The organism is Kitasatospora sp. NBC_00240, from assembly GCF_026342405.1.
Classification (GTDB): Bacteria; Actinomycetota; Actinomycetes; order Streptomycetales; family Streptomycetaceae; genus Kitasatospora.
Genome location: NZ_JAPEMU010000001.1, coordinates 6,518,588 through 6,542,472, shown reverse-complemented (window position 1 = coordinate 6,542,472; position 23,885 = coordinate 6,518,588). Strand labels below are relative to the sequence as shown.

Annotated in this window: 25 protein-coding genes and 1 pseudogene; 14 read left to right on the top strand and 12 right to left on the bottom strand. The window is 73.6% G+C overall.

Annotated features, from left to right (window positions below; genetic code table 11):
• Positions 1-2: 2 nt before the first annotated feature.
• Together OG689_RS27985 and OG689_RS27980 are read right to left on the bottom strand one after the other, a co-directional pair.
• Entirely contained in the window at positions 3-647 is a 645-nt protein-coding gene (locus OG689_RS27985) for a response regulator transcription factor (RefSeq protein WP_266323622.1), read from the bottom strand.
• Complete coding sequence (locus tag OG689_RS27980; RefSeq protein WP_266323621.1) at positions 635-1,852, bottom strand: sensor histidine kinase; 1,218 nt, start codon at positions 1,850-1,852, stop codon at positions 635-637. The genes OG689_RS27985 and OG689_RS27980 overlap by 13 nt, the downstream gene beginning before the upstream one ends.
• 135 nt (positions 1,853-1,987) lie before the next feature.
• Between OG689_RS27980 and OG689_RS27975 the strand changes: the two genes are divergently transcribed.
• Genes OG689_RS27975 through OG689_RS27965 form a run of 3 tightly spaced genes read left to right on the top strand, consistent with a single transcriptional unit; the run spans position 1,988 to position 3,663 of the window.
• The gene (locus tag OG689_RS27975; RefSeq protein WP_266323620.1) at positions 1,988-2,641 is read left to right on the top strand and encodes a hypothetical protein; all 654 of its coding nucleotides are present in this window, start codon (positions 1,988-1,990) and stop codon (positions 2,639-2,641) included.
• Positions 2,638-3,405: a Scr1 family TA system antitoxin-like transcriptional regulator gene (locus tag OG689_RS27970; protein WP_266323619.1), complete on the top strand. Its 768-nt coding sequence runs from the start codon at positions 2,638-2,640 to the stop codon at positions 3,403-3,405. The genes OG689_RS27975 and OG689_RS27970 overlap by 4 nt, the downstream gene beginning before the upstream one ends.
• Before the next feature lie 51 nt (positions 3,406-3,456).
• On the top strand, positions 3,457-3,663 hold the full coding sequence (locus tag OG689_RS27965) for a DUF397 domain-containing protein (protein ID WP_266323617.1): 207 nt from the start codon (positions 3,457-3,459) through the stop codon (positions 3,661-3,663).
• Between the two features lie 30 nt (positions 3,664-3,693).
• Here OG689_RS27965 and OG689_RS27960 read toward each other — a convergent pair.
• A pseudogene (locus OG689_RS27960) lies at positions 3,694-3,795 on the bottom strand (RNA polymerase subunit sigma-24); the annotation flags it as partial.
• 300 nt (positions 3,796-4,095) lie between these two features.
• Here OG689_RS27960 and OG689_RS27955 point away from each other — a divergent pair.
• From OG689_RS27955 to OG689_RS27945, 3 genes are all read left to right on the top strand, one after another.
• A complete protein-coding gene (locus tag OG689_RS27955) occupies positions 4,096-4,401 on the top strand; it encodes a hypothetical protein (protein WP_266323616.1) in 306 nt (101 codons plus the stop codon).
• Complete coding sequence (locus OG689_RS27950; RefSeq protein WP_266323615.1) at positions 4,398-6,050, top strand: alpha/beta hydrolase; 1,653 nt, start codon at positions 4,398-4,400, stop codon at positions 6,048-6,050. The genes OG689_RS27955 and OG689_RS27950 overlap by 4 nt, the downstream gene beginning before the upstream one ends.
• 158 nt (positions 6,051-6,208) lie before the next feature.
• Positions 6,209-6,670, top strand: a complete 462-nt coding sequence (locus OG689_RS27945) for a hypothetical protein (RefSeq protein ID WP_266323614.1) — start codon at positions 6,209-6,211, stop codon at positions 6,668-6,670.
• A gap of 233 nt (positions 6,671-6,903) precedes the next feature.
• Here the strand turns inward: OG689_RS27945 and OG689_RS27940 are convergent, their stop codons facing one another.
• Together OG689_RS27940 and OG689_RS27935 are read right to left on the bottom strand one after the other, a co-directional pair.
• Positions 6,904-7,422, bottom strand: coding sequence for a hypothetical protein (locus OG689_RS27940; protein ID WP_266323613.1), 519 nt, complete (start codon positions 7,420-7,422; stop codon positions 6,904-6,906).
• 23 nt (positions 7,423-7,445) lie between these two features.
• Complete coding sequence (locus OG689_RS27935; protein ID WP_266323611.1) at positions 7,446-7,625, bottom strand: hypothetical protein; 180 nt, start codon at positions 7,623-7,625, stop codon at positions 7,446-7,448.
• A 77-nt stretch (positions 7,626-7,702) separates the two neighbouring features.
• On the opposite strand from OG689_RS27935, the gene OG689_RS27930 reads away from it, so the two are divergent.
• Both OG689_RS27930 and OG689_RS27925 read left to right on the top strand, forming a co-directional pair.
• Entirely contained in the window at positions 7,703-8,239 is a 537-nt protein-coding gene (locus tag OG689_RS27930; protein WP_266323610.1) for a DUF5753 domain-containing protein, read from the top strand.
• Entirely contained in the window at positions 8,229-8,435 is a 207-nt protein-coding gene (locus OG689_RS27925; RefSeq protein ID WP_266323609.1) for a DUF397 domain-containing protein, read from the top strand. Before OG689_RS27930 ends, OG689_RS27925 begins: the two co-directional genes overlap by 11 nt.
• Positions 8,436-8,559: 124 nt before the next feature.
• Here the strand turns inward: OG689_RS27925 and OG689_RS27920 are convergent, their stop codons facing one another.
• The 3 genes from OG689_RS27920 to OG689_RS27910 all read right to left on the bottom strand — a co-directional run bounded on the left by OG689_RS27920 (position 8,560) and on the right by OG689_RS27910 (position 11,270).
• Positions 8,560-9,195, bottom strand: coding sequence for a DedA family protein (locus OG689_RS27920; RefSeq protein WP_266323608.1), 636 nt, complete (start codon positions 9,193-9,195; stop codon positions 8,560-8,562).
• 312 nt (positions 9,196-9,507) lie between these two features.
• On the bottom strand, positions 9,508-10,170 hold the full coding sequence (locus OG689_RS27915; RefSeq protein ID WP_266323607.1) for a response regulator transcription factor: 663 nt from the start codon (positions 10,168-10,170) through the stop codon (positions 9,508-9,510).
• Positions 10,167-11,270 (bottom strand): histidine kinase, encoded by a 1,104-nt coding sequence (locus tag OG689_RS27910; protein WP_266323606.1) that lies wholly within the window; start codon positions 11,268-11,270, stop codon positions 10,167-10,169. The genes OG689_RS27915 and OG689_RS27910 overlap by 4 nt, the downstream gene beginning before the upstream one ends.
• A gap of 510 nt (positions 11,271-11,780) precedes the next feature.
• Here OG689_RS27910 and OG689_RS27905 point away from each other — a divergent pair.
• Entirely contained in the window at positions 11,781-13,283 is a 1,503-nt protein-coding gene (locus OG689_RS27905; RefSeq protein WP_266323604.1) for a dienelactone hydrolase family protein, read from the top strand.
• Between the two features lie 95 nt (positions 13,284-13,378).
• Entirely contained in the window at positions 13,379-14,170 is a 792-nt protein-coding gene (locus tag OG689_RS27900; RefSeq protein WP_266323603.1) for an alpha/beta fold hydrolase, read from the top strand.
• Positions 14,171-14,191: 21 nt separating this feature from the next.
• On the opposite strand, the gene OG689_RS27895 is transcribed toward OG689_RS27900, so the two are convergent.
• Entirely contained in the window at positions 14,192-15,148 is a 957-nt protein-coding gene (locus OG689_RS27895) for a helix-turn-helix transcriptional regulator (RefSeq protein ID WP_266323602.1), read from the bottom strand.
• A 260-nt stretch (positions 15,149-15,408) separates the two neighbouring features.
• Here OG689_RS27895 and OG689_RS27890 point away from each other — a divergent pair, with 260 nt between their 5' ends.
• On the top strand, positions 15,409-16,755 hold the full coding sequence (locus tag OG689_RS27890) for an MFS transporter (protein WP_266327483.1): 1,347 nt from the start codon (positions 15,409-15,411) through the stop codon (positions 16,753-16,755).
• Between the two features lie 231 nt (positions 16,756-16,986).
• On the opposite strand, the gene OG689_RS27885 is transcribed toward OG689_RS27890, so the two are convergent.
• Entirely contained in the window at positions 16,987-17,607 is a 621-nt protein-coding gene (locus tag OG689_RS27885) for a serine hydrolase domain-containing protein (protein WP_266327481.1), read from the bottom strand.
• The gene (locus OG689_RS27880) at positions 17,607-18,797 is read right to left on the bottom strand and encodes a serine hydrolase (protein ID WP_266323601.1); all 1,191 of its coding nucleotides are present in this window, start codon (positions 18,795-18,797) and stop codon (positions 17,607-17,609) included. The genes OG689_RS27885 and OG689_RS27880 overlap by 1 nt, the downstream gene beginning before the upstream one ends.
• A gap of 171 nt (positions 18,798-18,968) precedes the next feature.
• Here OG689_RS27880 and OG689_RS27875 point away from each other — a divergent pair, with 171 nt between their 5' ends.
• From OG689_RS27875 to OG689_RS27865, 3 genes are all read left to right on the top strand, one after another.
• Positions 18,969-19,547 (top strand): NADAR family protein, encoded by a 579-nt coding sequence (locus OG689_RS27875; RefSeq protein WP_266323600.1) that lies wholly within the window; start codon positions 18,969-18,971, stop codon positions 19,545-19,547.
• Positions 19,548-19,554: 7 nt separating this feature from the next.
• Positions 19,555-20,835, top strand: coding sequence for a hypothetical protein (locus OG689_RS27870; RefSeq protein ID WP_266323599.1), 1,281 nt, complete (start codon positions 19,555-19,557; stop codon positions 20,833-20,835).
• A gap of 73 nt (positions 20,836-20,908) precedes the next feature.
• Complete coding sequence (locus OG689_RS27865) at positions 20,909-22,291, top strand: hypothetical protein (RefSeq protein ID WP_266323598.1); 1,383 nt, start codon at positions 20,909-20,911, stop codon at positions 22,289-22,291.
• 121 nt (positions 22,292-22,412) lie between these two features.
• Here the strand turns inward: OG689_RS27865 and OG689_RS27860 are convergent, their stop codons facing one another.
• On the bottom strand, positions 22,413-23,795 hold the full coding sequence (locus OG689_RS27860; RefSeq protein ID WP_266323597.1) for a glycine--tRNA ligase: 1,383 nt from the start codon (positions 23,793-23,795) through the stop codon (positions 22,413-22,415).
• Between the last annotated feature and the right edge of the window lie 90 nt (positions 23,796-23,885).

Below are 23,885 nucleotides of genomic sequence, written 5' to 3'. Positions count from 1 at the left end.
GGTCAGCCGACCTCCAGGAAGCGCAGCACCGCGAGCACCCGGCGGTGGGTGGCGTCGGCGGGCGGCAGGTCGAGCTTGGTGAAGATGGAGTTGATGTGCTTGGCCACAGCGCTGTCACCGACCACCAGGGCCGCCGCGATGGCGGTGTTGGAGTGGCCCTCCGCCATCAGCCCGAGGACGTCCCGCTCGCGCGGGGTCAGCTTCTCCAGCGGGTCGCGGTGCCGACGCACCAGCAGCTGCGCGACCACCTCCGGGTCCAGTGCGGTGCCGCCCTCGGCCACCCGCTGCAGGGCGTCCACGAAGTCGTCCACGTTGGCGACCCGCTGCTTGAGCAGGTAGCCGACCCCGCTGGTGTTGGTGGCCAGCAGGTCGGCGGCGTAACGCTCCTCGACGAACTGGGAGAGCAGCAGCACCGCGACCTCGGGCCACTGCCGGCGGATCATCAGCGCCGCCCGCACCCCCTCGTCGGTGAAGCCGGGCGGCATCCGGACGTCCGTCACCACCACCCCCGGCCGGTGCTCCTCGACGGCGGCGAGCAGCTCCTCGGCGTCGCCGACGGCGGCGACCACCTCGTAGCCGACCGCCTCCAGGACCTTGACCAGGCCGACCCTCAACAGGACCGAGTCCTCGGCGATCACAGCTCGCACGGCAACTCCACGGTGATGGTGGTGGGGCCCCCGAGGGGGCTGTGGACGGCCAGCGTGCCGTCCACCGAGGCGGCGCGTTTGCGCAGCCCCGTCAGTCCGGTGCCGCCCGCCGGATCGGCGCCGCCGACCCCGTCGTCGGTGATGACGATCCGCAGCCGACCGCCCTGCTCGCGCACCGAGAGCACCACCTTGGAGGCCCGGGCGTGCTTGGCGACGTTGGTCAGCGCCTCGGAGACGGTGAAGTAGGCGACCGCCTCGACGGTCGGCGAGACCCGGCCCGGCAGGTCGACGTCCAGCCGGACCGGCAGCGGGGCGCGGGCCGCGATGCCGGACAGCGCCGCGTCCAGGCCGCGGTCCTCCAGGACGACCGGGTGCAGCCCGCGGATCAGGTCGCGCAGCTCCGCGATGGCGGCCTGCGCCTCCTCGTGGGCGTCGATGATCACCTGCATCGCCTCGGGCGGGACGTCCTTGAGGGTCCGCCGGGCCAGCCCCAGGTTCATCGCCAGCGAGGTCAGCCGCTGCTGCGCGCCGTCGTGCAGATCGCGTTCGATCCGGCGGCGCTCGGTGTCGGCGGCGTCCACCACGCCGGCCCGGCTCTCGGCGAGGTCCTCCACCCGGCGTTCCAGCAGCTCGGCCCGGTCGGGGCCGAGCATCGCCAGCGTCACCCGCTGGTCCAGCGCGGCCAGCGGGCCGGCCACCCGGGGGACGGCGGCCAGCAGCGCGGCGCCGCCGAGGGTGGCCGCCAGCGGGACCCAGCCGCTGCCGCCGACCCGGCTCGTGGCCGGCATCAGCCAGCTCCAGCCGTACACGGTGGCCAGCACCAGGCCGATCGCCCATCCGTAGAGGAGGAGCACGGCGGCCAGCGCCAGCAGCGGCCCGACCACCAGGTGGTAGCCGGTCTGCCGCCAGGCCGCCGCGGTGCGCAGCCGGCGGAGCGGGTTGCGACCGGCGCCGGTGCCGCGCGGGATCTCCACCCCGCGCAACGCGCGCAGCCGGCTGCGCTGGGCGGCCGTCAGCCTTCCGAGCAGCAGGAGCAGCACGGTGGTCATCGGGAAGAGCAGCTTCGGGACCAGCATCGCCACCCAGAAGGGCCCGCTCAGCAGCGCCCCCGCCGCGAGGAAGAGCGTGTCGTGCCAGGGCCCCGCCGACCACGGGGTCCGCCCGGCGCTCCCGGCGAGCAGGCGGCGCGGCAGGGTGGAGGACATGCCCGACAGCCTAGGCCGCGGCGATCATGGCCCGCCATGAAGGGGGCTGCAGTCCCGATGGTGTAGCTGGGTACACCCCCGGTCCGGACGATCACGCTACCGACATCTCCCGTCCGGGCCGGAAGGCTTGACGGTATGACGACGACAACGGGGACAGCTTCGGACGCGGCTCGGGAGAGGGCCGGGAACGCGGCCGGGGGCGCGGCCGAGGGCGGCGCCTCCGGTGCCGGCGGGGACACGGCGTGGGAGGTGGCGACCGGCCTCGGCGGGGGTGCCCCGGTTCCGGCCGCCCCCGCCGGCCCGTGGTCGGTGCGCGGCGCCGGCGGCGGGCGCCGCGAGGGGCGGCGGGCGGCCCTGGAGGTCTACGAGCACGGCGAGTTGCTGGATGTGGTGGTCGTCTCCCGGCTCTCCCCGCAGGTGCTGCGGGGTGCCCGGCGCAGTACCTGCGGCGGGCGTGACCTCGCCCTTGCCTGGGGCCGGCGGCCGGCCGAGGGGCCGCTGCCGGTGGTGGAGTTCGCCGGGCCCCGACGGACGCTGCGCCGGGTGTGGGTGCCGGCCCCAGCCGTGGCGGTGTCCGGCGAGTTCTGGCTGGCCTGGGCCGAGGGGCCGTTCAGGACGGTACGGGTGCAGGACGCCCCCGGCGGCTGCCCGGCCGAGCGGCTGCGGCTGGTCCGCGCGCGGGGTGTCGGCAGTACGGCCGGCGCCGGCGACGGGGGCGACCCGGAGTGCTCGGCGTGCTCGGCGCGCTCGGACGAGGCCTCGGTGGTCGCGGACGGCGGTACGGCATGAGCCTCGCCGTCGCGCTCGCCCCGGGGCGTCCGGTGGCCCCGATGGGATCCCCTCGCGTACGGTTCGAGCGACTGTCCCCCCGACTGCCGGGCCTGGCGGCCCTGGTACTGCTGCCCTGGCTCGCGCTCCTGGTCGCCTGCGGTGAGACCTGGTGGGTGGTACTGGACGCCCTGGAGTTCTCGACGCTCTCCGCCACCCACATCCTGCTGAAGCGCCGTACTCCGGCGGCCCGGTGGACGGCCTGCGCGGCCGCCCTGCTGCTGGGCGCCGACGCCCTGGCCGACGTAGGGACGGCGGCCCCGGGCATCGCCCTCGCCTCCGCGCTGATCATGGCCCTGTGCGTCGAACTGCCGCTGGCCGCCGTGTGCCTGACCCTGGCCCGTGGCGCCGCCCCGACGCCCCGGCCGTCTGTTCAGGCGTCGACCTCGCACCAGAGCCCGCTGCGACTCCCTGGCCTGTTGCAGACCCAGGCCTACGCCACCGCCTGGGAGGCCGGCATCCTGCGGCGAGGAAGCGCCACCCAGGCGCAGGCGGACGAGGGCGTGGCATTCCCGCTGACCAGGCAACAGTGCCTCGACCGCTCCCAGCCGCCGGCAATCCACGCAGTCCTGGATGAGAGCTGCCTACTCCGACCCATCGGAGGAAGTGACGTGATGATCGCGCAGTTGCATCATCTGGAGAGCGTTGCCACAAGTTGGACAGGGATACCGACTCCGTTTCAACGCTCAGCAAGCACTGCGATCGCCTTCAGGTCGAGGCCCTGAACCGAGCCGCAACCGTTGCAACGATCCGCCGCGTACGGGAGGACCTTGAGAATGCACGTTGACCTGACCGAGGCTCCCTGGCGCAGGAGCACCTACAGCGGCGGGCAGAACGGCTGCGTCGAGGTCGCCGACGGCTTCCCCGGCATCACGCCCGTCCGCGACTCCAAGGACCCCCAAGGCCCGGCCCTCGTCTTCCCCGCCGGCGCCTGGCAGTCCGTCGTCACCGCCACCGCCACCGGCGAGTTCGGCACGCTCTGACCGGTCCGGGCGGAGCCGCTCGTTCCACGGTCAGAGCTTCTCCGGGCCGCGCGCTGCCCAGATGTGCGTGGTCCCGTCTCCTGCGAGGCTGAACGCCGCCGGCGTCACGGTGACACCACCGCGCTGAGCCACCTGCCGCTACCAGGCTGACCTAGACGTACCTACAACACCTACGCACCGCATCGCCTTCACCGTCGATTGCCTCGGCCGGCGGCCTCCGGGCGAGAATACGCACGCACGACGACCAACTGCCCTCCGGAATCACCTCGATCAGCAAGCCTGCCGACGCCAAGCGTACTGACGCACCATCAGTTGACCCCACGTCGACCAAGCGCCCCAACCGGGTCGATCTGAGTACTTGTACGGATACTCGGGTGCCGTCGGGTGCCGCTACTCTCATGCGCGTACGAGAGCTGTCCAGGGGGGACAACGTTGACTGACATCAAGGTCGATCCGGCCGCGCTCCGGGCTTCAGCCGGCCTGGCCCGGGCTATCGGGGAAGAACTGGCCATGCCGTTCGAGTCGGTGATCAGGACCGGCTCCGCCGCTGCTGCACTACTCGCGGGCTGGTCGGTGGCAGACGAACTAGGGGAAATGTCCAAAGGCTGGGCACCAACCTTCACCAAGATCCGGGAGCGCATCAAAAATACCGCTACCAATCTGGATGCCACCGCCGATGGGCATGAGTGGAACGACCAGGCGATCGCCCAGCTCTGGACCCCGCGAGGTGCCGGATGAGCAACATCTACGAACTGCTGCTCAAGTTCGACCCGAACGCCATCCATGACGCAGCAAAGGGATGGCGCACCATGTCCCGGGCCGTCGAAGACGCGTACTCGCGTCATCGACACACGGTCAACGGGCCACTTCGGCATGCTCAGTGGACGGGGAAAGACGCAGACAGCGCCTTCTACGCCATGGAGTTCAACGAGAGCGTTCTCGAAACGCTCCGCGTCGAGGCCGAAGCAGCTGCCCTGGCCCTCGACACCACTGCCGACCGTATGTATCAGGCGCAGACCAATCTGACGAACGCCATGCACCGGGCGACCGAGTGGCAGCTGACGATCTCAGGTGACGGCACGGTCAATCTGCCGCCACCGAGCCCCGGCGAACAGCACGACCCGGACGCCCAGGACGCGCGACGGAACCTGGCCGGACTCAGGACGGAGGCCCAAGAACGTATCAATGCAGCTCTCAAGGCTGCCCAGGAGGCCAGCGATCAGGGCAAGCGAGCACTCGGGCGCCTCAGCCCTCTGATCTTCACGACGATCAGGACCGGTGGTGAGGTGGCCGAGTCCGCCAGAGACGCCGCCGATGTCATCAAGGAACTGGGGCTGGTCGATCCGTCGCTGCCCGATGGCAAGGACCCGGCAAAGTCGGCCGAGTGGTGGAAGTCACTGACAGCAGATCAGCAGAAGAGCTACCTCGCACTTCATCCCGAAGAGATCGGCCGCCTCGACGGCCTGCCGTCCGCCGTCCGGGACGAGGCGAATCGGCTGTTTTTGGAGCAGCAGAACGACGCGCTGCATGTGGGCAAGGCGCAGGATTTCGGGATCACCCAGAACGAGTTCAACGCGCGCGGCAACGCCGTGAGGGAGTTGAAGGAAAGGCTGGACGCCGCTGACGGAGACGCCGACGGTCGTGAACTCCTGCTACTGGGGATCGATCCGAAGGGCGATGGCCGGGCCATCGTCGCCATGGGAAACCCTGACACAGCCGACCACACCGCTGTTCTGGTTCCGGGGACAGCGACCACTCTTGCCAGTGTTCCCGGTCAGATCGAACGCATCGGCGCACTTCAACAGGCAGCCTCATCGGAGGCCCCGGGGCAACGGGTGTCGACGATCTTCTGGCTGGGATACGACGCCCCCGAGGTGCCGCCTTCAAATCTCAGCGTCGTCGGGACGGGCCGGGCCGAAGAGGCAGCCGAATCCATGCGCCGCTTCACGGAGGGCACCCGAGTCGCTCAGGGCGATCACCGGACCCACCTCACAGTCATCGGCCACAGCTACGGCACCACCGCCGTCGGAGCCGCGGCGAGCACAGGGGGCGGGTTGCAGGCTGACGACATCGTGGCCATCGCCAGCCCCGGAATGACGACGGGAAGCGCCGCGAACCTCAACATTGATCCGGCCCACGTCTGGGTGGGCGCGGCCGACGACGATGCCATCCGTGACGTGGCCGGGTTCTCACTGGGCTTCGACCCGATGTTCAGCGAATTCGGCGGGAACAACATCAAGATCGATACTCACGGGCACAGCGGCTACTGGGACCAGGCCAGCGCCAGCCTGTTGAACCAAGGGAAGATCATCGCAGGAAGGCCTCCGGCCACGGTCGACAAGGAAGCCCAGGTCGATCCCGAAACCGTCTATCCCGGCGGTCTCTGACGGAGCCGGCCGAACAGGAGAGCACTCGGATGACCAATCCCGGCGATTCGGCTCGACGAACCCGGCGTCCCGTGCGCACAGGGCTCAGGAACAGTCGCGGGCTGAAATCGGCAATGGTGGCCGTGACCGTCTGCGTCACGGCTCTTCTAGGAGGATGCGTGTCCCAGGACGGCAAGGACGCCAAACAGCCCACGATGGAAAAGAAGGACTCCCAGGACTGGGCTCGGCAGATGACCGAGTACATGGCTCAGGCCGCCGGCGTGCAGCTCAACCTGGCGTCGATCAACCCCTACTTCAGTCGCTGCGTCGGAAAGAACGACGAGCTGGCCGACGACGACAGGTACACGCTCACCTACTACGTCGACACCACTGTTCCGGTTGCTCAGCATCCCGATGCGGTCAGGAAGATCCGGGAGATGCTGGAAGGACGCGGTCTCGACGTGGAGAGCTACCGCGAATACGTGGACGGGAAGCCGGAGGCCCTTCTCTACGCAAGGCAGCCGACCAGCCGGTACTTGGTTTCTGCCTCGACGTCAGGAGGATCGGACCGGATGCTGTTCACAGTCGGAACCCCGTGCCTCATGCCGGGTACGCCGAGCCCGTCGGCTGCGCCTTCGTAGCAGTTCGTTCCGGTTCCGCCACGGACGCAGTCCCTTCGGAGCCTCTCGCAAACCCGCCCCGGCCGGCCGGCTGGTCGGCCGGCCGCCGGCCGGGGCGGGTTCCGCGGTGCCGACGGGCCTGGCCACCCGTCCGGTGACCGGTTCGCACCGGCGCGCGGGGCTGCCGTTGACCATGTCGACGGACAGATCCTCGTACGACGGCCTGCCCGACCGGGTGGCCGGCCACGCGGCGGTCAGCGGAGTTCCTGCCACCGCGGAGCGGAGTCGTCCGGCACTTCGGGGCTGCCGAAGTGGAACGGCACGCCGAAGCGCTCGGCCAGGGCCGCCCCGAGGTCCGCCCCGATCACGGCGAGCTGTGCCGCGTGCCAGGCCTCCAGGTGTTCCAGACAGGACGAACACACGTACAGCGGCACTTCGACGCCGCCCCGGGCCAGCACCCCGGCCTCCGCCACCTCCGCCACCTGGACGCAGCCGAGGCAACGGCCCCGGTCCCGCCACTCCGGTTCGTCCGGCGTCGCCGGACCCTGCTGCCGGACGACGGTCGGCGCCTCCTCCTCCCGGGCCGGGCTCCGCGTCACCCGCTCCCCCACCGGCCCGGAGGCCGCGATCCCGGCCATCAACGCCAGCGCGAAGGCCAGCAGCGCCACCAGGCCCGTGGTCCCGGGCGGCCCGCCCCACACCGGCACCACGGCGGCGATCGCGACACCCGCGCTGACCGGGACGATCACGGCGGCCGCCGTCACCGCGTCCACCGGCCCGCCCTCCTCCGGGCCCCTCACACCGCACCACCCTCGGCGGCGCCGGAACCGGCCACCGGCCCGATGTGCTCGGGACGCACCGTCCACTCGACCCCGCCGCCCTCGGGCCGCAAGTAGACCTGCCCGCCCAAGGTCGCCATGTAGACCCCGATCAGCCGACGCCCGGTGTCCCGGACGATCGCGCCTTCGCTGGGCACCTACCCCTCCGACCGACCGCTCATCGCGCATCCTCCCGCTGCTCGCCCTGCCCCGCACCCACCCACGGCGCCACCTGGTGCAGCCGAAGCAACCGCAGCCGCCCGAACACCCTCAGTGTCGCCAAGTCGTCGACTATGCCGCCGCCTACGAGTACGCCACCGTCCGGCGTGGCAGCGCAACGCAGGAGCAGGCGAACGAGCGCCTTGACTTCCTGGCTGTTCGTCAGCGCCTGCTGGCAAGGACGCCATCCATTCACGCTGTACTGGACGAGAGTTGCCTCCGTCGTCCTGTCGGAGGCAAAAGCGTCATGTTGGGGCAGCTCCAGCACCTCGAGGATCTGGCCCAGCAACCTAATCTGATGCTTCAGATCAGCCCGTACGAGCTCGGCGAGGGGCGGCCGCTGTCCCATCCGGTGAACCTCTTGACGCTACCCAACCGAACGATGCTGGGGTATACCGAAACCCTGCAACGCGGCTACTTGGAGCGCGACGCGGAGACGGTGGCCACATGGGCCGGCAACTACGATCGGCTCCAGGTCGAAGCGCTGCCTCAAGCCGCGTCCCTTGCACTCGTCCGGGCCGTACGGAAGGACTGCGAGAACCATGCAACGTGACCTGACCGACGCGCCATGGCGCAAGAGCTCGTACAGCAACGGACAGGGCGGCTGCGTCGAGGTCGCCGACGGCTACCCCGGCATCACGCCCGTCCACGACTCCAAGGACCCCCAAGGCCCGGCACTCGTCTTCCCCACCGGCGCCTGGCAGGCCTTCGTCACCGCCACCGCCGGCGGCGAGTTGGGCAAGGCCTGACGGCGTCGATCCGCGCCACCAACCCGGCGCGGCACGGCGCTCGGCGACCAGGTCGAGGCACTCGTGAAGGCCGGGAAGCGGCTCCGGCCGACTCGTCGTGCGCCGGGTGCGGTGGCGGGTCGGGTCAGCGGGAGCGGGAGTCGCGACACGGGTGGATCAGCAGGGGCAGGATCGAGAGCACCACGATCCCGCCGACCAGCAGCCACAGGTAGTGGTCGATGCCCGGGACGGCGGCGCCCAGCCAGTAGCCGGCCAGCACCAGGCTCTGCGACCAGAGCAGCCCGGCGACGATCTGCCACACGGTGAAGGTGCGGGTGGGAACGTCCAGGATGCCCGCGAGCGGGCTGAGCACCGTGCGGACCAGCGGGACGAACCGGCCGATGACGATCGCCTTGCGGTAGCCGTAGCGGCGCAGCAGTTCCTCCCCTCGGGCCGCGGCCGATCTCAGGCGTTTGCTGCGGGTGCGGGCGAGGGCCGGGCGGCCGCCGTGGCGCCCGATCAGGAAGCCGACCTGGGCGCCGACCACGGCCCCCACGGCGGCGCAGAGCATCACCTGCCAGAGCGAGAGGCGTGGTCCGGAGCCGTTGCCGGCCGCGCAGAGGACCCCGGCGGGCAGCAGCAGGGTGTCGCCGGGGAGGAAGAAGCCGACGACCAGCAGGCCCGACTCGGCGAAGGTCACGACCAGGACGGCGAGCGCGCCGAACCCGGCGAGCAGGGCGGACCCACTCGTCGGGTCGACGGCCAGCGGCAGCAGGGTCATCGCGGCCCCGTCCCGGCGGTCCGACGGTCCGGGCGCCGTCGCGCCGGAGGATTGGACACGTGTCGAACGCTACTCGGGTGGCCGCTCCCGTACCGGTCGGGCCGTCGGCGGCTGCGCTCGCCGACGCCGCCACCGCGGCCCGCGGGCGGGTGGGGATGTGCTCCTGACCTGCGCGGACGGTCTCCGGACGGAGGCTCCGGAGGCCCGCCCGGACGAGAGCAAGGGAACGGGTGTTCGATGATCGGCGTCGTGGGCATCACCCCCGGGCCGACGCCCCGGCCGAGGACTTCACCGGCGGCCCCGGCGGTGGCGTCACGCCGGGCGGACGAGGCGGCTCTCGTAGGCGAAGATCACGGCCTGTACCCGGTCGCGGAGTTCCAGCTTGTGCAGGATCCGCCCCAGATGGGACTTCACGGTCGCCTCCGCGAGGTACAGGGTGGCGGCGATCTCGGTGTTGGACAGGCCGCGGCCCACCTGGACGAGCACCTCGCGCTCACGGGCGCTGAGCCGGCTCAGCCGCTCGTCGTGGCCGGCGCCGCCGCCGCCGGGGATGTGCGGACGGAAGTTCTCCAGCAGGCGGCGGGTGATCCGCGGGGAGACCACCGCGTCGCCCGCGGCGACGCTGCGTATCGCGGTGAGCAGTTCCTCGGGCCTGGTGTTCTTCAGCAGGAAGCCCGAGGCTCCGGCGTTCAGCCCGGCGAAGGCGTATTCGTCCAGGTCGAAGGTGGTGAGGATCAGCACTCGGCTCCGCGGGGAGATCTCGACGAGCTGCCGGGTCGCCTCGATCCCGTCCGTCCCGGGCATCCGGACGTCCATCAGGACGACGTCGGGGCGCAGCTCCCGGGCGAGGCGTACGGCCTCGCCGCCGTCCGCGGCCTCGCCGACCGGTGCCATGTCGGGCTGGGCCTCCAGGACGGTGCTGAAGGCCATCCGGAGCAGCGCCTCGTCGTCGGCGATCAGGATGCGGATCGTCATGCGGACGCCGCTCCGCCGCTGCCGAGGAGGAGCCGGGTGCGGACTCCCCAGCCGCCGCCCGGCAGCGGTCCGGCCTGCAGCGTCCCCCCGTAGGCGGCCGAGCGCTCGCGCATGCCGGGGATGCCGTGGCCGGACGGTGCGGCGGCGGGGAGCGGCGGGCAGGGGCCGCTGTCGGTGACGTCCACGGTGACGGAGTCGGCCGAGCACCGGATCCGGACCGTCGCGTGGGTGCCGCCGGGTGTGTGCTTGAGGGTGTTGGTCAAGGCTTCCTGCACCAGGCGGTGGACGGTGAGTTGTGCGGTGGCGGGGATGTGGCCGTGGCCGCCGTGGACCTCCAGGCGGGTCGGCAGCCCGGCGGCGCACATCTGGTCGGCGAGGGCCTCCAGCTGGGCGATGCCGGGCAACGGGTGGCGCTCCGCGTCCGGTTCGTCGGTCCGCAGGACGCCGAGCGAGCGCCGCATGTCGGTCAGCGCCTGCCGGCCCGTCTCGGAGATCTGGAGCATCGCGGCGGTGGCCCGGTCGGGCGACCGGTGCTGCGCGTAGACGGCGGCGTCGGTGAGCGCGACCATGACGGACAGGTTGTGGGTGACGATGTCGTGCATCTCCCGGGCGATGCGTGCCCTCTCCTCGGCGACGGCCAGGCGCGCCTGCTGTTCCTGCTGCTGCTCCAGGCGGGCCGCCCGTTCCTTCAGGGCCGCGAGGTAGGCGCGTGTGGTCCGCACGTTCACACCGAGGACGGCGGCGGCGACGACCGTCGCGGTGAGCGCGACGAAGGGGGTCAGGAACGCGCCGTCCGTCGCCCAGCGCAGGCAGGCCAGCAGGGCTCCGGCCTCCACGACGGCACCGGCGACGAGCGTGCCGCGCCGGCCCGAGTTCGCGGCCGCCGTGTAGAGCGCCACCAGCAGGGCGACGTCCGCCGGCAACGGGCCGTCCGTCAGCCACTGGACGCAGGCCGCGGCGGCCACGGCGCCGAACACCGTGAGCGGGGCCCGGCGCCGCCACACCAGGGGCAGTGCGAGGGCGGCGGTGAGGGCGACGGCCCGTGGGAGTTCGTCCGGTGCCCGCGTGGTCACGACGTCGAGCAGCAGAAGCGCCGGCAACAGCGAGTCCCGCACCACGGGCGGCAGCCGGGATCCCGGGCGCCCGGCTGCCCTCACCGGTCGGGCCGCCCGCGCGGAGGCCGGGGAGGCGTACCGCGACAGCCGTCCGGCCGTCCTCGCCCACCGCGCCCCCTCCCGGTGGCGCGCCGGGTGGGCGTTGCGGGGTTCCGCGGCCGCCTCGGTCATCACACGTCCCTGTCGATTCGGCGCCGGCGTGGCCCCGGCCGGGGCCGCCCTCGCGTGCCGCCGCAGCCGGGGCGCGTCCGGGGAACGCGGGCCGCACGCCGCCCGGCACGTACCGGGGCCCTGTCACGGTAGGCCACCGGCCCCGCGGAGCACATGCGTCCACGGTCTGACGGCGCCGGGCCGGGGTCCGCCCGCAGGAGGAGGCCCACCACCTCCCGTGGTCGCAGGGCGGCCGCCCGCCCGGCGGGCCCGATTGCCACCGTGGTCGCACCGGGCCGGCCGCGGATTGCGACCCCGGGCGCACGCGACGGCGACCAGGGACCGATGTGGCGGCGCATGCCCCGCGCCGAGGATGGGCGGGTGACCGAGATCATCACGGGGCCGGCCATGTCCCCCCTGGAAATACTTGTCCTGCTGGGCGCCGTCGCGACGGTGGTGGCGCGCTGGCTTCCCCCCGCCGCCCGCCCACGCGTCACGATCGCGGCGGGGGCGGTGGTGGTGCTGTCCGCGATCGTGCTGGGTGTGACGGGCATCCGCTGGCAGCTGCTCCCGGTACTGGCAGGCGCCGCTCTCGCGTTGCCGTTCGCCGTGCTCCCCCTGCTGCCACGCCGGACCGGCCGGCCGGCGAGGCGGGCCCGCTGGTGGCTGGCCCTGCCCGGATCGATGGCCTGCGTCGGCCTGATCGCCACCGGCCCGGCGGCCGCCTGGGCCTTTCCCGTACCCGTGTTCCCCGAGCCGACGGGCGACTTCGCGGTCGGCACCCGTGTGGTGCAGTGGACGGACCCGCTCCGCCCCGAGACCTTCACCGCCGATCCGGACGACCGGCGCACGGTCGTGGTCCAGCTCTGGTACCCCGCGCGGCAGAGCCCTGCGGGCACGCAGCGGGCCCAGTACCTCGGACGCACGGAGCAGGAGGCGCGTACCGTCTCCGCCGCCCTCGCCCGCGGGGTCGGCCTGCCGGGCTTCCTGGTCGACGGTGTTCCGCGGGCCCGCAGCCGCTCGGTCTTCGACGCCCCGGTGGACGACGGCGGGGGGCGGTTCCCCGTCGTGCTGTTCTCTCCCGGGTCGGGCGGAGTGCGCACCCAGAACACCGCCTGGGCGGAGGAACTGGCCAGCCACGGCTACCTGGTCGCCGCCCTCGATCACCCGTACGACTCCGCCGCCGTCGTCCTCGCGGACGGCCGGACGATCACCACCGAGACCGCCTCCAGCGGCGACCCGGACGAGGACGAGCAGCTGGCGGCCGGCTGGACCGCGGTTCGGGCCGCCGACCTCAGCTTCGTCCTCACCCGGCTGGACGCTCTGGACGGCGGTGAGAGCGCCGATCCGCTCAGCGGTCGCCTGGACACCGGCCGGGTCGCGGTGACCGGTCACTCCATGGGTGGCGCCGCCGCGCTGCAGGCGGCCCGGCAGGATCGCCGGTTCGGCGCCGTCGTCGACCTGGACGGCTACCCCCACGGCCCCACCTCGCCCGCCCTCGACCGGCCGACGCTCGCGCTCACCCAGGCCGTCACCCCGGGAACCGACCCGCGCTACCTGCCCCGCCTCACCGAGGCGCTCAACGCCGGCACCGCGACGAGCTACCGGCTCACCGTCCCCGGCGCCGCACACCTCACCTTCATGGACGGCCCCCTGTACCTGCCGCCCGTGCCCTCGATCGTCGGCACCCTGGGCCGCACCGGGAGCCCGCGCGTGGTCGCCGCGGCCACCCTCGCCTTCCTGGACGCCGTCCTACGGGACGCACCCGGCGACCTGGCCGGCGTCCTGCCGGCCTACGGCAGCCTCAGCGTCCACCACCCGGGCGACCACCCGGACACCAGCGGTTGATCAGCCGCTCCGGCGCCCGGTCCGTGGTCACGGCAGGGCCGGCCGGGCGCCGCAACCGGGTGGCATGTACGCCTCCGGTCTGCCACCATGCGCGGATGATCACGTTCATCGACGAACTCGGCCACCTCTCCTACTCGGTCACCGGCGACGGCCCGCCCCTGGTCCTCGTGCACGCCGGCGTGGCCGACCAGCACATGTGGGACGCCGTCGTGCCCGACCTCGCCCAGCGCCACCAGGTCATCCGGTACGACCTGCGCGGCTTCGGCAAATCCCCGGTACCGGCCGGCGAGTTCAGCGAGACGGACGACCTGCTCCGGCTGCTGGACCACCTGGGCCACGAGCGGGTGCACCTGGTCGGCGCCTCCTGGGGCGGCCGGGTCTGCGTCGGCTTCACCCTCGCCCACCCCGAGCGGGTGCGGTCCCTCGCACTGCTGGCCGCGCCGTGGCCCGGCTACGACTGGTCGGCGGAGATGATCGCGTACGACGAGGCCGAGACGGCGGCCCTGGCCGCCGGAGACCTGGACACCGCCGTCGCGGTGAACCTGGACATGTGGCTGCGCGGGTCGACCCGGAGCTGGGCGGAGGTCGACCCGGAGCTGGCCGAGCGGCTCCGCAAGCCGATGCGGACGGCCCTGGCGAACCAGGACGCGGTGGGCGAGCTGTCCCAGGGCGTCACGGGCAACGAGGTCGCCACCATCACCGCGCCCACCCTGATCGGCATCGGCCTGCGCGACAACGCCGACTTCCAGGCCATCGCGCACCGGTACGCCCGCGAGATCCCGGGCGCCGGCCTGGTCGAATTCCCGGACGCAGCCCACCTGATCGCACTGGAGTCGCCGGCCGAACTCACCGCCGCCCTGCGGCCGTTCCTGGACGAGCAGGGCTGACGGCGTCCCGTCCGTCGCCGGCTACATCGCGGCCAGCGCCGCCAGCCGCTCCCGGGTCTCCTCGCAGCGCGGGGTGTACACCACCATCCGGGAGCCGGCCCGGGGCCCGAGCCAGAGGCCGGTGTAGTCGAAGCTGAGCAGCCCCGCCCCGGGGACCAGGAAGCGCTTGACGCCGTTGCCGGGCCGCTGCACCTCGTGGCGTTCCCAGGCGGCCTCGAAGTCCGGGGAGGCCTGCCGGAGCCTGGCCAGCAGGGTCTTCCAGGCGGGCTCGGCGCCGTGGTCGGCCATCGCCGAACGGAACCGCGCCACCATGCCCTCGCGCTCCACCTCGATGTCCACCAGCACGTCACGGAACCGCGAGTCGGTGAAGGCCATCCAGATCAGGTTGCGGTCCTCGAACGGCATCGCCTCCAGGTCCCCGACGATCCGGGTGTACGCGTGGTTGTACGCGAGGACGTCGTACCGGCTGTTCACCACGGCCGCGGGCATCGGCCCGAACTGGTCCAGCATCAGCCGGACGGCCGGGGTCACGGTGGCGCACTCCTGCACCGGTGACGGGTCGTCCGCGGCGGCGAGGGCGAACAGGTGGGCTCGCTCGCTGCGGTCCAGCAGCAGCGCCCGGGCGACCGCGTCCAGGACCTGCGCGGACACCTGGATGTCCCGGCCCTGCTCCAGCCAGGTGTACCAGGTGACCCCGACGGCGGCGAGCTGCGCGACCTCCTCGCGGCGCAGGCCCGGGGTACGACGACGGCCGGTCACGGGCAGGCCGACCTGGTCCGGCGCGATCCGCTCCCGGCGGCTGCGCAGGAAGGCCGCCAGATCGGCCCGGCGCAGGTCGGCGGGCGCGGCGGCCTGGGCACGGGCGGCGGCGTGAGCGGGCGCGGCGGCGCGGGCGGCGGCCGCGGTACCGGCGACACGTCCGAAGGGGGCGGTACGTCCGGGGCGGGCGGCGCCGACAGGTGCGGTGGGCAGGCTCATGCACCCAGCATGCTCCACCCCGCAGCCGGTTGCCAGGTACTTGTTATACCTGGATAACGAGACTCTGGTACCAGGGTGAGGCACGGCCGATCGTAGTACTCGTGACCCAGCCACCCGTAGCCCTGAAGACCCCCGCCGTCCACCGTCCAGGCCGAACCGCCGGCACCGGCCCCACCACGACCGGTACCGGCACCACCGCACCCGCCGCCGCCACCACCCCGGGCGCCGGCACCCTCGGCACCGCCGGACTCGTCACCGTCCTGCTGGGCGCCTTCCTGCCGATGCTCGACTTCTTCATCGTCAACGTCGCCCTGCCCACCATCGACCACGACCTCGCCGCCGGCCCCGCCGTGCTGGAGCTGGTCGCCGCCGGGTACGGCATCGCGTTCGCCGTCCTGCTCGTCCTCGGCGGGCGGCTCGGCGACATCTTCGGCCGCCGCCGGCTGTTCGTCGTCGGCGCCGCCGCGTTCGCCCTCACCTCGCTCGCCTGCGGACTGGCCCCCGGCGCCTGGACCCTGGTCGCCGCCCGCGCGGCCCAGGGCGCCTCGGCGGCGCTGCTGCTCCCCCAGGTCCTCGCCACCATCACCTCGGCCACCGGCGGCGCCCGCCGGGCCCGGGCGCTGAGCGTGTACGGCGCGGTCGGCGGCCTCTCCGTGGTGATCGGCCAGGTGCTCGGCGGAATGCTGGTCGCCGCCGACCTCTTCGGCACCGGCTGGCGCTCGGTCTTCCTGCTGAACGTCCCGTTCGCGCTGCTCACCCTGGTGCTCGCGCTCCGGTACGTCCCGGAGAGCCGCTCCCCGCAGGCCGCCCGGGTGGACGTGCCCGGCACCGCCCTGCTGACGGCCTCGCTGCTGGCCCTGCTGGTGCCGCTGATGGAGGGCCGGGCGGTCGGCTGGCCGCTCTGGACCTGGCTGCTGCTGGCCCTGTTCCCCTTCCTGGTCGCCGCCTTCGTCCAGGTCGAGCGCCGCTCGGAGCGGGCCGGCGGCATGCCGCTCGTCCCGCCGTCGCTGCTGCGGATCCCCGAGATGCGGCGGGGCCTCGGCATCGCGGTGCCGTACTTCGCCGGCTTCGGCGGCTTCATGTTCGTCGTCGCCGTCGCCCTGCAGCAGGGCCTGCGGCTGGGCCCGATCGCGGCCGGCTGGGCCCTCGTACCGATGGCCGTCGGGTACTTCGTCGCCTCGCTGTCCGGGCCGCGCCTGGTCGGACGCTTCGGCAGCCGGGTACTGGCCGCCGGCGCGGTGGTCCAGGCCCTCGGCCTGGCCACCCTCGCCGCCACCGTCCTCGTCGACTGGGCGCACTTCTCCCCGCTGCGGATGGCCCCGGGCGTCGCCCTGGCGGGCATCGGGCAGGGCCTGATCGGGACCCCGCTGTTCCGGATCGTCCTCTCCAAGGTCCCGGCGAGCCGGGCGGGGGTCGGCAGCGGCGTCCTGGCGACCGGTCAGCAGTCCAGCCTGGCCCTCGGGGTGGCCACCCTCGGCACCCTCTACCTCGCGCTCTCGCCCTCGCTCGGCATGAGCCACGCGCTGGCGCTCGTCCTGGGCATCCAGCTGCTGGGCTCGTTCACCATCCTCGCCCTCAGCCTGCGGCTGCCGAAGGCGGTCGGCTGACCGTACGGGCTTGCTCCCGCCCCCGGTGACGGTGGGCGGGAGCGGTGTCGCGTCCCCGGAACGCGATGCCCTGGCGGTGGACGGCTCCGACCGGGACGCCGTCATCGACACGCCCGGTGGCGCGGGCGCGGCGGAGCCGACGGGGAAGCCGCGCGTCAGGCCGGGCCGAGGACGCAGAACTCGTCGCCCTCGGGGTCGGTCACGCCTTCCACGGGACGTCGCGCCAGCGGGTCACACCACCTGCTGCACCTGCCACATCAGGGCGTCGAAGTCCTCGGCCAGCGCGGTGCCCGGCCGCCCCGCGTTGCAGACCGCGCTCCAGGCGCGGCCGTCCGCGGGTCGGACCAGGATCGCCTGGGTGCCCGGCAGCGTGCCGTCGTGCCAGATCGTCCCGGCGCTGTCGACCGACCAGCCCCGGGCGTAGCCCGGCGTCCCGGGTGAGGCCGGCCGGACGGCGGACGCGGTGGTCATCGCCGTCCGGGTGGCCGGCTGCAGCAGGTCCGGCGGCGCCGACAGGCCGTCGACCGAGAACAGGAAGCGGAGCAGGTCGGCCGGTGTCGCGACCCAACCCCCGTGGGAGTCCATCCGGTCGACCCGGATCCCGTACGGCGCGGCAAGGTCCAGGCCGGTGTACACCGCCTCCCCGTCCTGGCGGTCGGGCGCGGTGGCACCGGCCGGGGTGGCCCGCAGGGCGCCGCTGGGGTCCAGCACGAAGCGGTGGACGAACTGCCCGTACGGCATCCCGGTGACCCGCTCGACGATCCGGCCGAGCAGGCAGTAGCCGAAGTTCGAGTAGCCGTAGGCGGTGCCGGGATCGGCGTCCAGCGGCCGGGTGTCGAGCGTCCAGGAGATCAGCGCGCCTGGTCGAGTGCGGGCTGCTGGAACATCGGGTCGTGGTCGTCGTTGGTCCAGCCGCCCGACGAGTGCTCCAGCAGATGACGCAGCCGCAGCGCCAGCAGCCGGGGGCCGTAGGGCAAGGTTCCGTAGCCGGTGCCAAGCAGCGCTCCTGCCCCGAACACCGGATCGGTCAGGGCCAGCCGGCCCTGTTCCACGAGCAGGTGGACGGCGGTGGAGGTGATCGGCTTACTGACGCTGGCGACCCTGAACCGATGGTCCGGGGTGGCCGTCTCGCGGGTGATCCGGTTCGCGTACCCGTAGGCGCGGGCCGCCCTGATCGAGCCGTTCAGGCCGAGGGCGAAGGAGAGGCCGGGCACCGCCCACTTCTGCATGAACGGCACCACCAGGGCCGCGGCGGGGTCCGCGCCGAAGTCGGCCTCCGGCGTCCGCTCCCAGATCATGGTGCAGCCCGCGGTGATGCCGCTGCGGTAGCCGCTCAGGTCGACCAGCCGCAGGCCGGCCGCCACACCGGCGTCGAAGTGCGCCTGGTAGTCGTCGTGCGGGACGCCGTGCTCGGCCTTCCCCGGGTGGCCGGGCGAGTGCTCCCAGATCCCCGCGTAGCGGTCCTGGCCGGCGTCCGGGTAGCCGACCACCCGCACCAGCCGCAAGCCGCGCTCCTGCTGGGCGTCGAAGACCCGCTGGTACTCCTCGGCGCTCAGGCCGTGCCGGGCCTCCCAGGCCGGGCCCGCGTAGCGGTCCCAGACGCAGGCGTAGCGCTCGCCGTCCTGGTAGGGGGCGAGGCAGCGCAGCCGGAACCCCCGGGCCGACAGGTCGTCGAACAGGGCCTGGTAGCCGGCCCGGGTCAGGTCGTGGCGGGCGATCCACTCCAGGCCCTCCTCCCGCTCCCAGACGGCGCTGAACCGCGCGCCGCCCCCGGACCCGAACACCGACAGGTCGACCGGCCGGTACCCGTCGCGGCCCAGCGCCTCGACCGCGGCCTGGTAGTCGCCGGCCGGGATGCCGTGGCGGGCCTGCCAGGCGCTGCCGCCCTGCACGGCCCAGATGCTCGCGAACCGCGGGATGCCGGCCAGCTCGTAGCCGCAGACCCGGAGCGGCCGCAAGCCTCGCGCGGTCAGCCGGTCGAACTCGGCCTGGTGCTCCGCGGCCGTGAGTCCGTGGTGGCCCTGCCATTCCGTCACGATCACCGGTCGACTCCAAGGTGCTCGCCGCAGTGGGACATCACCCAGGGTAGTGGGTCGGACACGATCCGCCCTTGGCGGGGGGCTCGCCCGGACCGGACCGCGGCGCGCGGTGACCGCCCGCGCCGCTCGGAAAAGCGCGCGCCCCGCCGCGGCCGGCGGTGCGAGGATGCCCCCATGACGAACAACCGCCCCACCACCCCCGCCGAAACCCGCAGCCGCGAGGAGCTCACCGACCTGGTGGCGGCCGGGGTCCGACCCAAGTACCTGCTCTTCTGGGGGCACCGGCCGCAGCCCGGCGGGGGAACCGGCCCGGGGGCGCTGAGCCAGTGGTGGCCGTCGCCGTTCGTCGTGGACGGGGTGAGCTACCCGACGGCCGAGCACTGGATGATGGCGGGCAAGGCGCGGATGTTCGGCGACGAGCAGATCGTGCCGCGCATCCTCGAGGCCCGCACGCCCGCCGAGGCCAAGGCGCTCGGGCGACAGGTGGCGGGCTTCGACGAGGAGCGCTGGACGGCGGAGCGGTTCGCCCTGGTGGTGGAGGGCAGCGTCGCCAAGTTCGGGCAGGACGGGGCCCTGCTGTCGTACCTGCTGGGCACCTCGCAGCGAGTCCTGGTGGAAGCCAGCCCGGTGGACCGGATCTGGGGCGTCGGGCTGGCCGCCGACCACGAGGACGTGACCAGGCCGGCCCGCTGGCGGGGGCTGAACCTGCTCGGCTTCGCCCTGATGGCGGCCCGCGCGCGGCTCTCCTCCTGAGCGCCCGGTGACCGCTGCCGTCCCGCTGCTGATCGACGCCACCGTGGTGGCCTCGGTCCTGGCCGGGCTGCTCCTCGCGCCCGAGGTCCTGCGCGCCGACGCGGGCCCCTGCGGCCCGCCCGGCCCGCCGGCCACGCCGCGCCGCGGAGCCCCCGGCCCGGGCGCGGCCCTGGCCGTGGTGATCGCCCTGCTCGTCCTGAACCAGGTGCTGGTCACCGTGTACGTGCTGCGCGAGCACGGCGGGGACACCTCCTTCATCGCCCGCCACCTGCCCCCCGGATGGTTCTCGCTCGCCGACGGGAACGCGCCGGTACGGTGGCTCGCCGACCACTGGCCGGCGCCGCGGCTGCTCGCGCCGTCGGTGCTGCGGATCCCGGCCCTCCTCGAACTCCCCTTCGTCCTGCTGGCGTTCGCCACCGTGCTCCGGACACTCGACGCCGGGCTGTACCGGCGGGCGGCCCGCTCGCCGCTGCTCCCGCTCGCCGCCGCCTCGTACACGGTGGCCTTCTGCGCCGTCGAGTGGCAGCTGCACAACCCGTACACCGTCGACGACATCCTCCTGCGGGTGCTCTCCGCCGTACTGACGCCGCTGCTGATCCGCCGGCTGGCGGCCCGCGACGACGCCCGGACGCCCCCGGCCGGCACGGCCGGACTGCTGCTGTTCGCCGTCGGCCTGTGGGCGGTCGGCCGCCTGGTGCTCGCCCTCTACGACACCGTGCTGCTCTACAACCTGAGCCGGATCGGCGCCGAACTCCCCACCGCGGCCGGGGCGGTGGCCGTACTCGCCGCCGTACAACGGGCCCGGGCCGCCCTTCCCGCCGCCGGGCCGCCGGCCGGCCGCACGGTCCCGGTGATCGCGACGGTGCTGCGCCGGAGCCTGCTGCTCTTCCTGGTGCCCGCGCTGGCCGTACGGTACGGGACGGCGTTCGGCACCCCGGCGGTGGCGGTCGGCGGCGGGGTGCTGGTCCTGCTCGCGGCCGCGCCGCCCGCGCTGCTGCCCGTCCTGCGGGCGGGCGCGGCCGGCCGGCTCGCCCTCGCCGGAGCGGCCGGCCTCGCCGCGGCCTACCCCGCGGCCCGCTGGGTGCCCGACGCGTACTACGAGGCCGGCCTGCTGCGCGCCGCCACCGCCTTCCTGCTGACCGCCGTCGCGGCGGGCGCGCTGGCCGACCGTCTCCTGGACGGACCCGCCGCGGGCTCCCGGCCCCGGACGCCCCCGCCCGCCGACCCTGTTCGTACACCGGACGGGCCTTCCTCGCCGGACCGAAAACAAGCGGACTCACTGCCGTAACACGCCCGCCGTATCGCCCCGCCAGGATGGCCCGCAACCAGGGTCGGGGCACGATGGAGAGGTCGGGCGGGCGATGACGGTGGACCAGGAGAGCAGGACCCGCCCATCGGTGGCGCAGGACGCCCGGGCGCTGCGGGCCGAACTCGACGAACTGCTGCGCGCCCGTCAGTACGCCACCCAGCGCGAACGCCGGCTCGGCGAAGCCGTCCGCGCCGTCGGCCTGCCGGACCGCGACCACGGCTACGCCCAGCCGCAGCAGCAGCCCGACCCCGAACTGCTGCGCCAGCTCGACCACGCCCGGCAGCTGCGCGAGAGCCTCGGCGCCCGCTGCCTGGAGCTCAGCGAGCACCTGCTCGCCGTCGAGGACCGGCTCCGGCGCCAGAACGAGACGCCCGCACCGGCGCAGGCCGCCGCACCCGCACCGGCACCCGCACCCACACCCCGGCGCAAGCGCCCGACCGGGGCGCGCTTCGGCGGCGTGTACGAGGAGGAGCCCGCCGCACCGCCTCCGCCGGCGCCCCCGGCCGACACCCCGCCGGCCGACACCGCACCCCGCGCCACGGGCGCCCGCTTCGGCGGCGCACGGACCGCCCGGCCCGACGCCGCCGACGCCGCAGGCGGCCCGCCGCCGGCCGGCCCCCGAACGGACGGTGCCGGGCCCGCCGCCCCCGTCAGCACCCCGCCGGCCCCGGCACCCGCCCCGCAGCCCCGCACCCCCGCCGAACTGGCCGGCCTCGCCGAGCGGATCGCCGGCCTGCACCGGCGCGGCTCCGCCCAGGAATCGGCCGCCCTGGTGGCCCAGGCCGCCGTCACCCTCGCCCCCGCCGACGTCGCCCGGCTCACCGCGCTGCTCCGCTCCGGCGGCCCGGCCGGCGCCGCCGCCTACCTCGCCCGGGCCGTCGCGCACGGGGCGCCCGGCCACGCCGCCGAGACCCTCGCCGAGCTGCGCCGGGCGACCCTGGTCACCGAGGCGGCGGAACTGTTCCACGCCCTGTGGGGCTACCCGGCCGCCGTCCTGCCCGAGCTGCTGGCCGCGCTGGAGCGCTCCGGCCAGGGCGCCGACGGGCAGACCCTGCTCTGGGAGTGGGGCTCCGCGCCGCCCGCCGACCTGGCCGCACTGGCCGGCCGGCTGGACGCGGCCGGCCGCGCCGGCGACACCCGGACCCTGCTCCGCCAGGCCGCCGCCCGACCCGGCCCGGAGATCTCCGTCCTCGCCGCCGCCCTGGCGGAGCCGCTGGCCGGCGCCCTGCTCCGGGAGCTGGTGACCTTGCGCCAGCCCGCCGAACTGGCCCAGGTCGGCACGGCGCTGGCCGGCGACCCCGCCCGGTACGGCACCCTGCTGGCGGCCGTCGCCGAGGGCGACCCGGGCCGCCGACGGGCGGCCGAGGCGGCCCTGCGCGCCGCCGGCCTGCCGACCGAACCGCCGGCGCCCCGCTCCCGCCGCTCCCGCCGCTGACCTGCGCCCGCAGACCGCATGCCCGAGGCTCACCGCTCACCGGCTGCTCACCGCTCACCGGGCCCGGGACACGCTTCGGCCCCCGTACGCCGCAGTGGCGTACGGGGGCCGAAGCGTGTTGTCAGCAGCCGATCAGACGGCTCGCCAGGTAGGTCTTGACCTGGTCGAGCGAGACCCGCTCCTGCGCCATGGTGTCGCGGTCGCGGATGGTGACCGCGTTGTCCTCGAGGGTGTCGAAGTCGACCGTGACACAGAACGGCGTACCGATCTCGTCCTGGCGGCGGTAGCGCTTGCCGATCGCGCCGGCGTCGTCGAACTCGACGTTCCACGCGGTGCGCAGGTCGGCGGCGAGGCCGCGGGCCTTGGGCGAGAGGTCGGCGTTGCGCGACAGCGGCAGCACGGCGACCTTGACCGGCGCCAGGCGCGGGTCCAGGCGCATGCCGACGCGCTTCTCCATGACGCCCTTGGCGTTGGGCGCCTCGTCCTCGAAGTAGGCGTCGAGCAGGAAGGCCAGCATGGCGCGGTTGAGGCCCGCCGCCGGCTCGATGACGAACGGGAAGTACCGCTCGCCGGACTCCTGGTCGAAGTACTTGAGGTCCTGGCCGGAGTGCTCGCTGTGCACCGTGAGGTCGTAGTCGGTGCGGTTGGCCACGCCCTCCAGCTCGGAGAACTCGGTGCCGCCGAAGTTGAAGCGGTACTCGATGTCCACCGTGCGCTTGGCGTAGTGCGAGAGCTTCTCCTTCGGGTGCTCGAAGAAGCGCATGTTCTCGGTCTTCATGCCGAGGCCGACGTACCAGTCCCAGCGCTGCTGGAGCCAGTACTCGTGCCACTCCTCGTCCTCGCCCGGCTTGACGAAGAACTCCATCTCCATCTGCTCGAACTCGCGGGTGCGGAAGATGAAGTTGCCGGGCGTGATCTCGTTGCGGAAGCTCTTGCCGGTCTGGGCGATGCCGAACGGCGGCTTCTTGCGCGAGGTCTGCTGGACGGCCTTGAAGTTGGTGAAGATGCCCTGCGCGGTCTCCGGACGCAGGTAGGCGAGGCCGGAGGCCTCCTCGGTGACACCGAGGTGGGTCTTCAGCATGCCCGAGAACTCCTTGGGCTCGGTGAAGGAGCCCTTGTTCCCGCAGTTGGGGCAGTTGAGGTCGGCGAGGCCGTTGGCCGGCAGCTTGCCGTGCTTGGCCTCGTACGCCTCCTCCAGGTGGTCCGCGCGGAACCGCTTGTGGCAGGAGAGGCACTCGGTCAGCGGGTCGTTGAACGTGGCGACGTGGCCGGAGGCCTCCCAGACCTCGCGGGCCAGGATCACCGACGAGTCGAGCCCGACGACGTCCTCCCGCGCGGTGACCATCGAACGCCACCACTGGCGCTTGATGTTCTCCTTGAGCTCGACACCCAGCGGTCCGTAGTCCCAGGCGGCGCGCTGGCCACCGTAGATCTCGCTGCAGGGGTAGACGAAGCCACGGCGCTTGCTCAGGCTGACGATCGTGTCGATCTTGTCGGCGGCCACAGTGCTCTCTTCAGTACGACGGCACGGTCAGGGCACGGCTGGTTGCTCGTACCCGAATACCTCAGGTTACCGGCCATACGGGTACCGGGT

Bases quoted from the DNA above. Each gene is read 5' to 3' on its own strand.
- OG689_RS27980 (WP_266323621.1), bottom strand. From the start codon at position 1,852: ATGTCCTCCACCCTGCCGCGCCGCCTGCTCGCCGGGAGCGCCGGGCGG.
- OG689_RS27975 (WP_266323620.1), top strand. From the start codon at position 1,988: ATGACGACGACAACGGGGACAGCTTCGGACGCGGCTCGGGAGAGGGCC.
- OG689_RS27970 (WP_266323619.1), top strand. From the start codon at position 2,638: ATGAGCCTCGCCGTCGCGCTCGCCCCGGGGCGTCCGGTGGCCCCGATG.
- OG689_RS27965 (WP_266323617.1), top strand. From the start codon at position 3,457: ATGCACGTTGACCTGACCGAGGCTCCCTGGCGCAGGAGCACCTACAGC.
- OG689_RS27950 (WP_266323615.1), top strand. From the start codon at position 4,398: ATGAGCAACATCTACGAACTGCTGCTCAAGTTCGACCCGAACGCCATC.
- OG689_RS27925 (WP_266323609.1), top strand. From the start codon at position 8,229: ATGCAACGTGACCTGACCGACGCGCCATGGCGCAAGAGCTCGTACAGC.
- OG689_RS27920 (WP_266323608.1), bottom strand. From the start codon at position 9,195: ATGACCCTGCTGCCGCTGGCCGTCGACCCGACGAGTGGGTCCGCCCTG.
- OG689_RS27915 (WP_266323607.1), bottom strand. From the start codon at position 10,170: ATGACGATCCGCATCCTGATCGCCGACGACGAGGCGCTGCTCCGGATG.
- OG689_RS27905 (WP_266323604.1), top strand. From the start codon at position 11,781: ATGTGGCGGCGCATGCCCCGCGCCGAGGATGGGCGGGTGACCGAGATC.
- OG689_RS27900 (WP_266323603.1), top strand. From the start codon at position 13,379: ATGATCACGTTCATCGACGAACTCGGCCACCTCTCCTACTCGGTCACC.
- OG689_RS27895 (WP_266323602.1), bottom strand. From the start codon at position 15,148: ATGAGCCTGCCCACCGCACCTGTCGGCGCCGCCCGCCCCGGACGTACC.
- OG689_RS27875 (WP_266323600.1), top strand. From the start codon at position 18,969: ATGACGAACAACCGCCCCACCACCCCCGCCGAAACCCGCAGCCGCGAG.
- OG689_RS27865 (WP_266323598.1), top strand. From the start codon at position 20,909: ATGACGGTGGACCAGGAGAGCAGGACCCGCCCATCGGTGGCGCAGGAC.